At 51.3% G+C, this 13,258-nt stretch carries 17 protein-coding genes; 13 read left to right on the forward strand and 4 right to left on the reverse strand.

Features of this window, described 5'->3' with window-relative positions; genetic code table 11:
• Together K8W53_RS13665 and rimJ are read right to left on the reverse strand one after the other, a co-directional pair.
• Positions 1 to 648, reverse strand: a complete 648-nt coding sequence (locus K8W53_RS13665; protein WP_000873047.1) for a YceH family protein — start codon at positions 646 to 648, stop codon at positions 1 to 3.
• A 35-nt stretch (positions 649 to 683) separates the two neighbouring features.
• Positions 684 to 1,268: a ribosomal protein S5-alanine N-acetyltransferase gene (gene rimJ, locus K8W53_RS13670; RefSeq protein ID WP_000468204.1), complete on the reverse strand. Its 585-nt coding sequence runs from the start codon at positions 1,266 to 1,268 to the stop codon at positions 684 to 686.
• Positions 1,269 to 1,504: 236 nt separating this feature from the next.
• On the opposite strand from rimJ, the gene mdtH reads away from it, so the two are divergent.
• The 10 genes from mdtH to K8W53_RS13720 all read left to right on the forward strand — a co-directional run bounded on the left by mdtH (position 1,505) and on the right by K8W53_RS13720 (position 8,913).
• On the forward strand, positions 1,505 to 2,713 hold the full coding sequence (mdtH, locus tag K8W53_RS13675; protein ID WP_000092178.1) for a multidrug efflux MFS transporter MdtH: 1,209 nt from the start codon (positions 1,505 to 1,507) through the stop codon (positions 2,711 to 2,713).
• 63 nt (positions 2,714 to 2,776) lie between these two features.
• Positions 2,777 to 3,424 carry a glutaredoxin 2 gene (gene grxB, locus K8W53_RS13680; protein WP_000780893.1) on the forward strand — a complete coding sequence of 216 codons (648 nt, stop codon included), beginning with the start codon at positions 2,777 to 2,779 and terminating at the stop codon, positions 3,422 to 3,424.
• Positions 3,425 to 3,548: 124 nt separating this feature from the next.
• Positions 3,549 to 4,109 carry a lipoprotein gene (locus tag K8W53_RS13685; protein WP_052939334.1) on the forward strand — a complete coding sequence of 187 codons (561 nt, stop codon included), beginning with the start codon at positions 3,549 to 3,551 and terminating at the stop codon, positions 4,107 to 4,109.
• 102 nt (positions 4,110 to 4,211) lie between these two features.
• Entirely contained in the window at positions 4,212 to 5,258 is a 1,047-nt protein-coding gene (gene pyrC / locus K8W53_RS13690) for a dihydroorotase (protein ID WP_000126607.1), read from the forward strand.
• Positions 5,259 to 5,331: 73 nt separating this feature from the next.
• Positions 5,332 to 5,577, forward strand: coding sequence for a DNA damage-inducible protein I (gene dinI, locus K8W53_RS13695; RefSeq protein ID WP_001217763.1), 246 nt, complete (start codon positions 5,332 to 5,334; stop codon positions 5,575 to 5,577).
• 289 nt (positions 5,578 to 5,866) lie between these two features.
• Positions 5,867 to 6,121 (forward strand): biofilm formation regulator BssS, encoded by a 255-nt coding sequence (gene bssS / locus K8W53_RS13700; protein WP_000414441.1) that lies wholly within the window; start codon positions 5,867 to 5,869, stop codon positions 6,119 to 6,121.
• A 112-nt stretch (positions 6,122 to 6,233) separates the two neighbouring features.
• On the forward strand, positions 6,234 to 7,352 hold the full coding sequence (gene solA, locus K8W53_RS13705; RefSeq protein ID WP_023224028.1) for an N-methyl-L-tryptophan oxidase: 1,119 nt from the start codon (positions 6,234 to 6,236) through the stop codon (positions 7,350 to 7,352).
• A 40-nt stretch (positions 7,353 to 7,392) separates the two neighbouring features.
• A complete protein-coding gene (locus K8W53_RS13710; RefSeq protein WP_001253282.1) occupies positions 7,393 to 7,506 on the forward strand; it encodes a YceO family protein in 114 nt (37 codons plus the stop codon).
• Positions 7,507 to 7,768: 262 nt separating this feature from the next.
• The gene (locus tag K8W53_RS13715) at positions 7,769 to 8,341 is read left to right on the forward strand and encodes a cytochrome b (protein WP_023209863.1); all 573 of its coding nucleotides are present in this window, start codon (positions 7,769 to 7,771) and stop codon (positions 8,339 to 8,341) included.
• On the forward strand, positions 8,338 to 8,913 hold the full coding sequence (locus K8W53_RS13720) for a YceI family protein (protein WP_000739886.1): 576 nt from the start codon (positions 8,338 to 8,340) through the stop codon (positions 8,911 to 8,913). Before K8W53_RS13715 ends, K8W53_RS13720 begins: the two co-directional genes overlap by 4 nt.
• A gap of 51 nt (positions 8,914 to 8,964) precedes the next feature.
• On the opposite strand, the gene K8W53_RS13725 is transcribed toward K8W53_RS13720, so the two are convergent.
• Complete coding sequence (locus K8W53_RS13725; RefSeq protein WP_001144623.1) at positions 8,965 to 10,017, reverse strand: rhodanese-related sulfurtransferase; 1,053 nt, start codon at positions 10,015 to 10,017, stop codon at positions 8,965 to 8,967.
• Positions 10,018 to 10,236: 219 nt separating this feature from the next.
• Here K8W53_RS13725 and K8W53_RS13730 point away from each other — a divergent pair, with 219 nt between their 5' ends.
• The 3 genes from K8W53_RS13730 to K8W53_RS13740 all read left to right on the forward strand — a co-directional run bounded on the left by K8W53_RS13730 (position 10,237) and on the right by K8W53_RS13740 (position 12,982).
• A complete protein-coding gene (locus K8W53_RS13730) occupies positions 10,237 to 11,157 on the forward strand; it encodes a Kdo(2)-lipid IV(A) acyltransferase (RefSeq protein WP_023224029.1) in 921 nt (306 codons plus the stop codon).
• A gap of 154 nt (positions 11,158 to 11,311) precedes the next feature.
• The gene (gene mdtG, locus K8W53_RS13735) at positions 11,312 to 12,526 is read left to right on the forward strand and encodes a multidrug efflux MFS transporter MdtG (RefSeq protein WP_000075053.1); all 1,215 of its coding nucleotides are present in this window, start codon (positions 11,312 to 11,314) and stop codon (positions 12,524 to 12,526) included.
• An 81-nt stretch (positions 12,527 to 12,607) separates the two neighbouring features.
• Positions 12,608 to 12,982, forward strand: a complete 375-nt coding sequence (locus K8W53_RS13740) for a MysB family protein (protein ID WP_000180050.1) — start codon at positions 12,608 to 12,610, stop codon at positions 12,980 to 12,982.
• On the opposite strand, the gene K8W53_RS13745 is transcribed toward K8W53_RS13740, so the two are convergent.
• Positions 12,983 to 13,210, reverse strand: a complete 228-nt coding sequence (locus K8W53_RS13745) for a YceK/YidQ family lipoprotein (RefSeq protein ID WP_001217832.1) — start codon at positions 13,208 to 13,210, stop codon at positions 12,983 to 12,985.
• Positions 13,211 to 13,258: the final 48 nt, after the last annotated feature.

The following is a 13,258-nucleotide window of genomic DNA, read 5'->3' on the forward strand; positions in this document are numbered from 1 at the left end:
TTACTCTCCCAGGTGAGCTAACAAAGAATCCAGCCGCTGCTTTAACTCCGCCACTTCGCTTTCCAGCGCTTCGACGCGCGACTGAAGATCGCCCGACGCACTTTCCGGCGCAGACGTCTGGAGAGACAGTTCATCGACGTCGCCGCAAAAAAGGTGCATATAACGGCTTTCGCGCTTACCCGGTTCACGCGCCAGACGGACGACATATGGGCCGTCCTCACGGCTGGCAAGCCGTTCCAGCGTGGATTCAACTTCCGCCATATCGCTGAATTCATGCATCCGCGACGCCCGACTACGCAACTCGCCGGGCGTTTGCGCGCCGCGCAGCAGCAGCGTAGTGACGAGCGCCACTTCCGCCGCGCTAAGTTTCAGATCGCCAAATTCGGAATTACAGAAACGCTGTTCATATTTGGTGACGCGATTGCCAAACCCGCTGACCGTACGCAAAAAGTGGCGTTTCACCAGGTTATCGAGCTGTTCTTGTACCTCTTGTTCCGTCAGGTTCATCACCGGTTCACGGTTGGTTTTCTGATTACAGGCTGTCACCACCCCGTTGACGGAAAGCGGATACTGTTCCGGCGTTGTCACCTGCTTTTCCAGCAGACAGCCAATCACTCGCGCTTCAGTGGCGGTTAATTCATATTTCATCGTTTTCTCCCTTTGCCTCTCATTCCGTAAGCCGCTCAACGCCCCGGCGTCCATAACGGCGTGGTTAACGCCGTCAGGACATGGTCGCGCCATTGTCCATCAATCAACAGGTAATCTTTCGCATAGCCTTCTTTTTCAAAGCCAAGCCGCGCCAGCAACGCGCCGCTACGTTTGTTGTGCGGCATATAGTTCGCCATGATACGGTGGATATGCTGAGTGCGCTGCATATAGCGAATCGCAGCGGTTAAGGCTTCAAACATCAGCCCCTGCCCCTGCCACTTCTGCGCAATGGAATAGCCCAGATAACAGGCATGAAAAGAACCGCGCACCACATTGGAAAAATTCGCCACGCCGATAATTTCTTTTTCTTCCGGATCAAGTAGCGCGAAATAGAAGGCGGAGCCCTGTTTGTGAAATTCACCGATCATTCCCAGACGCGCCTGCCATCCTGAAGGATAACAATGACTTTCATCACGGACCGGTTCCCAGGGTTTTAAAAAATGACGATTTTCCGCGTAATAATCGGCCAGACGCCAGGCATCACGCTCATGCACTAAACGTACCACCAGACGATCGGTGGTTAAGCGCACTTTTGGCACGTTACTACGATAGCCAAACATTCTATACCTACTCCTTCCTGTAACGTCTTCAGCACGCCAGTAACATTACTATACCTGCGCAACCAGGCTCTGTGAAAAGCGCAAATCGTCATTTTTTGAATTGCTGCCACATTTTGATGAAAACTCTCGATTAAAAAGGACTTTTGATAAAAAAATATTGTCCCGCTAACGGTAGGAAAAAACGAAACGCCGCCGCAGAATAGAAGACGCTCATCTTTTATTTCCCGGGAGGGGAAATGTCGCGCGTCTCGCAGGCGAGGAACCTGGGTAAATATTTTCTTCTCATCGATAACATGTTAGTGGTGCTGGGTTTTTTCGTCGTCTTCCCGCTCATCTCTATTCGCTTTGTCGATCAAATGGGGTGGGCTGCCGTAATGGTAGGGATCGCGCTCGGCCTGCGCCAGTTTATTCAACAAGGTCTGGGCATTTTTGGCGGCGCCATCGCCGATCGCTTTGGCGCGAAACCGATGATTGTCACCGGTATGCTGATGCGCGCCGCCGGCTTTGCCACCATGGGTATCGCGCATGAGCCCTGGCTCTTGTGGTTTTCCTGCTTTCTTTCCGGTCTCGGCGGTACGCTTTTCGACCCGCCGCGCTCAGCGCTGGTGGTCAAATTAATTCGTCCGGAGCAACGGGGCCGCTTCTTCTCTCTGTTGATGATGCAGGACAGCGCGGGCGCGGTGATTGGCGCGCTGCTGGGAAGCTGGCTGCTACAATACGATTTTCGCCTGGTCTGCGCGACGGGCGCTATTTTGTTCATATTATGCGCCCTTTTCAACGCATGGCTGCTTCCGGCCTGGAAGCTATCAACGGTCAGAACGCCGGTGCGTGAAGGAATGCGCCGCGTCATGAGCGATAAAAGGTTTGTCACCTACGTGCTGACGCTGGCGGGCTACTATATGCTGGCGGTACAGGTCATGTTAATGCTGCCGATTATGGTAAACGATATCGCCGGTTCGCCTGCTGCCGTGAAATGGATGTACGCTATTGAGGCGTGTCTCTCGCTGACGTTGCTCTACCCGATTGCCCGCTGGAGCGAAAAGCGTTTTCGGCTGGAGCATCGGCTGATGGCCGGTTTGCTCGTCATGTCGCTGAGCATGCTCCCCATCGGGATGGTGGGCAATTTACAGCAGCTTTTTACGCTTATTTGCGCTTTCTACATCGGCTCGGTTATCGCCGAACCGGCGCGCGAAACGCTCAGCGCGTCGCTCGCGGACGCGAGGGCGCGGGGAAGCTATATGGGCTTTAGCCGTCTGGGATTAGCCATTGGCGGCGCGATTGGTTATATCGGCGGCGGCTGGTTGTTTGATATGGGGAAAGCGCTTGCGCAGCCTGAACTACCGTGGATGATGCTCGGTATTATCGGCTTCATCACCTTTTTGGCTTTAGGCTGGCAATTTAGTCATAAACGCACGCCGCGCCGGATGCTGGAACCCGGCGCCTGATTTGATACCTGTCGCTATCTCCTCCATACTGGTCAGATACCGACAGTCAAATGGAGGAGAAACGTGAAGCTTTATATTTACGATCATTGCCCTTTCTGCGTTAAAGCCCGCATGATTTTCGGCCTGAAGAACATCCCCGTTGAACTTAACGTGTTACAAAATGACGACGAGGCGACGCCCACCCGGATGATTGGTCAAAAGATGGTGCCCATCCTGCAAAAAGATGATAGTCGCTACCTTCCTGAAAGTATGGATATTGTACATTATGTCGACAACCTCGACGGCAAACCGCTGTTAACCGGGAAACGCAATCCAGCCATTGAAGAGTGGTTGCGCAAAGTTAACGGTTACGTTAATCAGCTACTGCTGCCGCGATTTGCAAAATCCGCTTTCGATGAATTTTCTACCCCTGCGGCGCGCCAGTATTTTATCCGCAAAAAAGAAGCCTCATCTGGCAGTTTTGACAACCATCTTGCGCACTCTGCCGGACTGATTAAAAAGATCGGCGATGATTTACGTTTGCTGGATAAACTCATCGTACAGCCTAACGCCGTTAACGGCGAATTATCGGAAGATGATATTCATCTGTTTCCGCTTCTGCGTAATCTGACGCTGGTCGCCGGTATTCACTGGCCGACAAAAGTCGCGGACTATCGCGATAATATGGCAAAGCAGACGCAAATTAATTTACTCTCCTCAATGGCTATCTAACGCCCGCCAGGCGGCAACCCTTTCTTGCCGCCTTTTTCAGCTTTTTCTAGTGGCGCCATGTCCGCTGGCGCGACATGCTGCTTTGTGTCAAGATTAGGGCACAGGCAACATGCTAAGGAACGCCATGAAAAAGTTTTTTTTTGCCGCTGCGCTGGTAGTTAGCGGCCTGTTAGTGGGTTGTAATCAACTTACGCAATACACCATTAGCGAACAAGAAATCAATCAAGCGCTTGAAAAACGGAATAATTTCTCAAAAGATATTGGTCTGCCCGGCATTGCCGACGCGCATATCGTATTGACTAACCTTGCCAGCCAGATTGGTCGGGAAGAGCCTAATAAAGTCACCCTTACTGGCGATGCCAGGCTGGATATGAATTCCCTGTTTGGCAGTCAAAAAGCGACGATGAAACTCAAGCTAAAAGCCCTGCCGGTCTTTGATAAAGAAAAAGGCGCCATCTATCTTCAGGAGATGGAAGTAGTAGACGCCATCGTGACGCCGGAGAAAATGCAATCGGTGCTACAAACGCTCCTGCCTTATTTAAATCAGTCTTTACGTAGCTACTTTAACCAGCGGCCCGCTTACGTGTTGCGTGAGGACAGCAGTAAAGGCGAAGCGTTAGCGAAGAAACTCGCGAAAGGCATTGAAGTTAAACCTGGTGAAATCGTTATTCCTTTCACCAATTGATTTCGGAGGGCGCGCTCGCGCCTTTTTTTACGTGCAAACGAAAACGTTTCCGCTTATCCTTTGTTTCCGGCAAAAAGACTATTCCTCAGCCGGAGCTTATTAATGACTGCACCATCCCAGGTTTTAAAGATCCGCCGCCCGGACGACTGGCACGTTCACCTTCGCGATGGCGACATGTTAAAAACGGTCGTACCCTATACCAGCGAAATTTATGGTCGCGCTATCGTGATGCCGAACCTGGCGTCCCCCATCACGACCGTTGATGCAGCAATCGCCTACCGCCAGCGTATTCTCGATGCGGTGCCTGCCGGGCATGATTTCACGCCGTTAATGACCTGCTATTTAACGGATTCGCTTGATGCCGATGAACTGGAGCGTGGTTTCCATGAAGGCGTATTTACTGCGGCTAAGCTTTACCCGGCCAATGCCACCACTAACTCCAGTCATGGCGTAACGTCAGTCGACGCTATCATGCCGGTACTGGAGCGGATGGAAAAACTCGGAATGCCATTGCTGGTCCACGGTGAGGTGACCCATGCGGAGGTTGATATCTTCGATCGCGAAGCGCGTTTTATCGACACCGTAATGGAACCGCTACGCCAGCGTCTGACCACGCTTAAAGTGGTCTTTGAACACATCACGACCAAAGATGCCGCGCAGTATGTCCGTGACGGCAACGACTACCTGGCGGCTACCATTACGCCTCAACATTTAATGTTTAACCGTAATGATATGCTGGTTGGCGGCATTCGTCCTCACCTGTACTGTCTGCCGATTCTGAAACGCAATATTCACCAGCAGGCGTTACGCGACCTGGTCGCCAGTGGTTTTACGCGCGCCTTCCTGGGGACGGATTCAGCGCCGCATTCACGTCATCGTAAAGAGACCAGTTGCGGCTGCGCCGGTTGTTTCAACGCACCCTCCGCCCTTGGCAGTTATGCCGCCGTGTTTGAGGAAATGAACGCGCTGGCGCACTTTGAAGCGTTCTGTTCACTGAATGGCCCGCAATTCTATGGCCTGCCGGTGAATACGGGGTGGGTGGAACTGGTTCGCGATGAACAACAGGTACCGGAAAATATCGCGCTGGCTGATGATTCGCTGGTGCCTTTTTTAGCGGGTGAAACAGTACGCTGGTCAGTAAAAAAATAAAAAATGCGCTTACCTGTTGCTATATATTGGATTTAACTGTATATATATCCAGTATATTCAACAGGGGGCCATTATGCGTATTGAAGTCACTATAGCCAAAACGTCACCTCTGCCTGCCGGTGCGATTGATGCGCTGGCGGGCGAACTCTCCCGTCGTATTAGCCATCATTTTCCTGAGAACTTGGGTAACGTCACCGTACGTTACGCTACCGCCAACAACTTGTCCGTCATTGGCGCATCAAAAGAGGACAAAGAACGCATTAGCGAGATTCTCCAGGAGACCTGGGAGAGCGCTGATGACTGGTTCATCAATGAATAAAAAATGATATGCAGTGATGTATGTTTGCCGGGTCGCCCCGGCTTTTTTATTTGCGCAACTGATGAATATTTCACCTGACCCTCAAAATAATTGCACAACATCCTAAAAAAATATGAATGAACTGCCGCTTTATTGTTCATATAATTCTTAAAAAGAGAAATTTATCCTCCGGTCTCTTTAAAAACGCAGTGAATAGCCTTATTAATTGGTATACTGAAGTTGCTTCAGAAGAAAAACACGCATTGAACCTCGAGAACCGTTGTCTTATAACACGTACCAGGGGGGCATGATGGAAAAGAATAATGAAGTCATTCAGACCCATCCGCTTGTAGGATGGGACATCAGCACCGTCGATAGCTATGATGCGCTGATGCTGCGTTTACACTACCAGACCCCAAATCGTCCGGAACCGGAAGGGACTGAAGTTGGTCAAACGCTCTGGTTAACAACAGATGTAGCCAGGCAATTTATTTCAATATTAGAAGCCGGCATCGCCAAAATAGAATCAGGCGATTACCAGGAAAACGAGTATCGTCGCCATTAGCGTGACGCGCTCCCCCTCTCTCAGGCACCGTAAGGTGCCTCACTTATTTCTGGCTTGTATATCTCAGCGCAGTTATTTACCCTGAAATCATCGCGATAGCAGAGAGAAGCTGATGAAATACGACCTTATTATTATCGGCAGCGGTTCGGTTGGCGCCGCCGCTGGTTATTACGCCACCCGCGCCGGGCTAAAGGTCCTGATGACCGATGCGCATATGCCGCCTCATCAACAGGGCAGCCACCACGGCGATACCCGTCTTATCCGCCACGCTTATGGTGAAGGCGAAAAATATGTCCCGCTGGTGCTTCGCGCCCAGACGCTTTGGGATGAACTCTCCACACACAATGAAGAGCCTATTTTTGTCCGCTCCGGCGTCGTCAACCTCGGCCCGGCCGATTCCGCTTTCTTAGCCAACGTCGCACGAAGCGCGCAACAGTGGCAATTGAACGTCGAGCGCCTGGACGCGACGGCCCTCATGACGCGCTGGCCGGAAATTCGCGTGCCCGATAATTATATCGGGCTGTTTGAAGCTGACTCCGGTTTCCTGCGCAGCGAATTAGCCATTACCACATGGCTTCGTCTGGCCCGAGAGGCAGGCTGCGCACAGCTATTTAACAGCCCGGTAAGCCATATTCACCATGATGATAACGGTGTGACGATAGAGACGAGTGAAGGCAGCTACCACGCCAGCAAGGCGCTAATTAGCGCAGGCACCTGGGTCAAAGCGCTGGTACCGGAGCTGCTCGTTCAGCCCGTACGTAAAGTTTTTGCCTGGTTTAAGGCGGATGGACGTTACAGCACTAAAAACCGCTTTCCGGCCTTTACCGGCGAAATGCCCAACGGCGATCACTATTACGGTTTCCCGGCGGAGAACGACGAGTTAAAAATCGGCAAACACAATGGCGGACAGCTAATACAAGCTCCGGAAGAGCGCAAGCCCTTTGCCGCCGTTGCCAGCGATGGCGCGGAAGCATTTCCTTTCCTGCGTAACGTACTGCCGGGTATCGGCGGTTGTTTACATGGGGCGGCATGTACCTATGATAATTCGCCGGACGAGGATTTTATTATCGATACGCTGCCTGGCCATGAGAACACGCTTGTCATCACTGGACTCAGCGGACATGGTTTTAAATTCGCCCCGGTGTTAGGAGAAATCGCTGCGGATTTTGCGTTGGGAAAAACGCCCTCCTTTGATCTGACGCCGTTCCGGCTTTCCCGTTTTAGCCAATAATTTGTCGGCCCCGTAAAGGGGCTGTTTATTAAGGTAAGCTATGCGTCGTCTCTTTCATTTTCTGATGAATAATATTCGCGAACATTTCATGCTTTACGTTATTCTTTGGTCGCTGCTGGCGGTGATGGATATTGTTTATCTCCTTTTCTTCTGATTGCTTTTCATTGACGCTAACTGACACTTCCTGAAAATTCCTCACTTTTTATTTCATAACGTTGAAGCACGGCAATAATGCCAGTTCCTGCCGTTGCGCGGTTATCAGGGGGAAATATCTCGAAACTTCTGAAGCTGAACCGCAAACAACATCAAAATTATTGAAATAAAAATAAATATCATTCAAATTCTTATTTATAAGTTGCATTCGGCGCTTTTCCACGCCATTTTCATTCTCTCGTGAAATATTCATTGGTGTGTTTATGCAATTTAAAAATACTCCACAGCGTTATGGCGTGGTTTCCGCCGCGCTCCACTGGCTGACCGCCCTGGTGGTCTATGGCATGTTTGCGTTGGGCTTATGGATGGTCACGCTCAGTTATTACGACGGCTGGTATCACCAGGCACCGGAAATACATAAAAGTATTGGCATATTACTGATGATGGCGCTGATCGTGCGTATTATCTGGCGGCTTTATTCGCCACCGCCCGTTGCGTTGACCAGCTATTCCCGTTTAACGCGCGCTGGCGCCGCCGCGGGGCATCTCCTCCTGTATCTCCTGCTCTTTGCGATAATCATTAGCGGCTACCTGATTTCCACCGCCGATGGTAAACCGATTAGCGTCTTTGGCTGGCTTGAGATTCCGGCCACGCTTACGGATGCGGGCGCGCAGGCTGACATCGCCGGAACGCTGCATCTGTGGTTTGCCTGGTCGCTGGTCATTATCTCGCTCTCGCATGGGGTTATGGCGCTAAAACACCATTTCATCGATAAAGACGACACACTGAAACGTATGACAGGAATGTCGTCATCTGACTATGGAGCTCAAAAATGAAAAAAAACCTGCTGGGATTCACCCTCGCATCCTTGTTATTCACGACCGGTTCCGCCGTGGCGGCGGAGTATAAAATTGATAAAGAAGGCCAACATGCGTTCGTCAATTTCCGCATTCAGCATCTGGGCTACAGCTGGCTATACGGCACCTTTAAAGATTTCGACGGCACGTTCACTTTTGACGAAAAAAATCCGTCGGCAGACAAAGTGAACGTGACCATTAACACCAATAGCGTCGACACTAACCATGCCGAACGTGACAAACACCTGCGTAGCGCGGAATTTCTTAATGTTGCGAAATTCCCGCAGGCAACCTTCACCTCTACCAGCGTGAAAAAAGAGGGCGATGAACTGGATATTACCGGCAATCTGACGCTCAATGGCGTGACTAAACCGGTAACGCTGGAAGCGAAGCTGATGGGCCAGGGCGACGATCCGTGGGGCGGTAAGCGCGCGGGCTTTGAGGCCGAAGGAAAAATTAAGCTGAAGGATTTCAATATAACTACCGATCTCGGCCCGGCCTCACAAGAGGTTGAGCTTATCATCTCAGTAGAAGGCGTTCAGCAGAAGTAACGCCTGGCGAAATGCTGGATAGCGGCCTTTACGCTGCTATCCGGCAAAATATTACTCAGCCGGATCGGGAATGCTCAGTTTGCTATTAAGCCGACCACGCGATTTATTAAAAATTTTGTTGCCGTTCTCGCGACCCGCGCGACGTCGGCGCTGTTCTTCCTCCGGCAAGGCCAACTCTTCACAGCATTGTTCACTACAGCAGCCGTTAAATTTACTGGCGCACTGCGGACACTGGATAAACAGCAGATGGCAACCGTCGTTTTTGCAGTTGGTATGGCTATCGCAGGGTGCGCCGCACTGATGGCAATGCGCGATAACCTCATCCGAGATTCGTTCGCCCATTCGCTCATCAAATACAAAATTTTTGCCGATAAAGCGAACGGGAAGCCCCTGCTCGCGCGCGCGACGGGCGTACTCAATGATGCCACCCTCAATATGCCAGACTTTATTGAAACCGTTGTGTTTCATCCAGGCGCTGGCTTTCTCACAACGAATACCGCCGGTACAGTACATCACTATCTTTTTATCTGCATGTTCCCGCAGCATTTCAACCGCTTTTGGCAACTGTTCACGAAACGTATCCGCCGGGATTTCCAGAGCATTTTCGAAATGGCCAACTTCATACTCATAGTGGTTGCGCATATCAATAAAGACCGCGTCAGGATCGTCCAGCATCGCATTCACATCTGCCGCCTTCAGATAATCGCCGACATTACTGGCGTCAAAACTCGGATCGTCAATACCGTCAGCAACGATACGGTCGCGAACTTTCATACGCAGCACCCAAAATGACTTTCCGTCATCCTCCAGCGCGATATTTAAACGCAGCCCGTCCAGCGCGGGATCGAACGTATAAAGCTGTTGACGAAAGGTCTCGAGCTTGCTTTGCGGCACGCTGATTTGCGCATTGATGCCTTCATGCGCCAGGTAAACGCGACCAAAAACGTCCAACGCCGTAAACACCTGATACAACGCGTCCCGCGTCTGTTGCGGCGAGGCGATAGTGAAATATTTATAAAAAGAAATTGTCGTACGCGGCTCGCTTTCCGCCAGCATTTTGGCTTTCAGCTCGTCATTAGAGATGCGGTTGTGTAACACTGGCATGGTGTACGTATCCTGCAATCAGCAAAAAATAAAGTGGGCAGGCATGATAAGGCAAGTCTCGCCAATTTACATCCACACATTTTGCGCTACATTTCCTGCTTTACACTAAATAATTAACAACAATTGTCGATTTAATCGCCACTCTCCTGCTACATATTTTTGCTCAACGCAAAAAGATGCGAGAATACGGGGAATTGTTCGTTGAAAGACAGGATAGAAATGACGAAGTTGCCTAAGTTCTCCGTGGCCTTACTGCACCCGCGCTATTGGTTAACCTGGTTGGGTATAGGCGCGCTTTGGTTGGTCGTGCAACTCCCCTACCCGATCATCTATAAATTGGGTTGCGCATTGGGCCACCTGGCGCGACGCGTAATGAAACGCCGCGCAAAAATCGCCTATCGCAACCTTGAATTATGCTTTCCGGAAATGAGCGCGCAGGAACGCCACACCATGGTGGTCAAAAACTTTGAATCCGTCGGTATGGGCGTGATGGAAACCGGCATGGCCTGGTTCTGGCCCGATCGGCGAGTGAACCGCTGGATGGAAGCGAGCGGTCTGGAGCATATCCGTGAAGTTAAAGCGCAGGGGCTGGGGTTCATTCTGGTAGGAATACATTTCCTTACCCTTGAGTTTGGCGCCCGCATGTTTGGTATGCATAACCCAGGGATCGGAGTTTATCGCCCGAATGATAATCCGTTGCTCGACTGGTTACAGACCTGGGGACGCTTACGCTCCAATAAATCGATGTTGGATCGCAAAGATCTGAAAGGCATGGTTAAGGCATTGAAAAGCGGCGAATTGATCTGGTATGCGCCGGATCACGACTATGGCCCGCGCGCCAGCGTTTTTGTACCATTATTCGCCGTCGACCAGGCCGCTACGACCTCCGGTACCTGGATGCTCGCGCGCATGTCTAAAGCCTGTATTATCCCCTTCGTGCCTCGCCGTAAACCCGATGGAAAAGGCTACGAACTGATCATTCTTCCTGCGGAATATTCGCCTCCGCTGGAGAGCGCAGAAGCGACTGCCGCGTGGATGAATAAGATTGTTGAGCAGTGCATTATGATGGCGCCAGAGCAGTATATGTGGCTGCATCGCCGCTTTAAAACTCGCCCTGAAGGCGTACCGTCGCGCTATTGACAGGATTGCAGCCGTCAGGCTGCAATTTTTCCCCTCTTTTAGCTTTAAAAGCTCCCCACATTGCGAGGCTGGTAAGGTCGGCGCATAATTATAATTAGTACGCTCATAATTAAATTGATGATAGCGCAAACCGCGCATCATACTGTGGAACGCTATGTCACCCTCTGATGTCCCCATAAACTGGAAACGCAATCTAACCGTTACCTGGCTGGGCTGTTTTTTAACCGGCGCGGCATTCAGTCTGGTCATGCCTTTTCTCCCTCTCTACGTTGAGCAACTCGGCGTAACAGGCCATAGCGCGCTCAACATGTGGTCCGGGCTGGTCTTTAGTATTACGTTCCTCTTTTCAGCTATCGCGTCCCCTTTTTGGGGCGGTCTGGCGGATCGTAAAGGGCGTAAGATCATGCTGTTGCGTTCCGCTCTCGGCATGGCCATTGTGATGCTGTTAATGGGCATGGCGCAAAATATCTGGCAATTTCTGATCCTCCGCGCGTTATTAGGCCTGCTGGGCGGATTTATTCCCAACGCCAATGCGCTCATCGCCACTCAGGTGCCGCGCCACAAAAGCGGCTGGGCGCTAGGGACGCTCTCTACTGGCGGCGTCAGCGGCGCTCTGCTTGGCCCACTTGCGGGTGGTCTGCTCGCCGACCATTACGGCCTTCGCCCGGTCTTTTTTATTACCGCCAGCGTTTTGTTTATCTGTTTTCTGCTCACCTTCTTTTTTATTCGCGAGAATTTCCTGCCGGTGAGCAAAAAAGAGATGCTTCACGTTCGGGAAGTGGTCGCCTCGTTAAAAAATCCCCGCCTGGTGTTAAGCCTGTTTGTCACCACGCTGATTATTCAGGTGGCGACGGGGTCTATTGCGCCCATCCTGACGCTCTATGTGCGCGAACTCGCGGGAAATGTCAGTAATATTGCGTTCATTAGCGGGATGATAGCGTCCGTTCCCGGCGTGGCGGCATTACTTAGCGCCCCCCGGCTCGGCAAGCTCGGCGACAGAATTGGCCCGGAAAAGATCCTTATCGTCGCGCTGATTATTTCCGTACTGCTGCTGATTCCAATGTCTTTTGTGCAAACGCCGTGGCAGCTCGCGCTATTGCGGTTTCTGCTTGGCGCGGCGGATGGCGCGCTGCTGCCAGCCGTTCAAACTCTGCTGGTTTACAACTCTACCAACCAGATAGCCGGGCGCATATTCAGTTACAACCAATCTTTCCGCGATATCGGCAACGTCACCGGCCCTCTCATGGGCGCCGCAATTTCCGCGAGCTATGGCTTCCGCGCCGTATTCTGCGTCACGGCAGGCGTGGTGTTGTTCAATGCTATTTATTCATGGAACAGCTTACGACGGCGCAGACTGGCAATAGAATGATTTTTGCGCTTTCATACTTGCAATATCACAGAATCAGCTATTCTTTCCCTAAATACCTCGTCAAATCAAAGGGAGACACTGATGACCATGTATGCCACGCTGGAAGAAGCTATCGATGCAGCCCGGGAAGAATTTCTGGCTGACCATCCAGGCCTCGAACAAGATGAAGCGAATGTGCAGCAGTTCAACGTTCAGAAATATGTACTGCAGGATGGGGACATCATGTGGCAGGTCGAATTTTTCGCCGATGAAGGTGAAGATGGCGAATGTCTGCCGATGCTGAGTGGTGAAGCCGCGCAGAGCGTGTTTGACGGCGATTATGATGAGATAGAGATCCGCCAGGAATGGCAGGAAGAGAATACCTTGCATGAATGGGATGAAGGAGAATTCCAGCTTGAACCCCCGCTTGATACCGAGGAAGGCCGTACTGCGGCAGACGAATGGGATGAGCGTTAATTACTCATAAGGCCCGTGGTGAATATCGAGCGGCAGTAGCAGTGTATCGAAGATCAGTGAGAAGGGCAGATCGAGGATAGTGATATAGCGCCATGCAGAATCACGCATATCCCACTGCACGCCAGGGTAATACTGGTTGCCGTGCCCTTGTCCGGGGATCGTTCTGCTGATAATACTGCCGCAGCCGCTCAGGGTAATCACCATTATGCTCACCGCGAATATACGCACCTGATACCTCATTTCACTATAAAAATACCGGCGTGATGCCGGTATTTT

Source organism: Salmonella sp. A29-2, assembly GCF_020150755.1.
Taxonomy (GTDB): Bacteria; Pseudomonadota; Gammaproteobacteria; order Enterobacterales; family Enterobacteriaceae; genus Salmonella; species Salmonella enterica.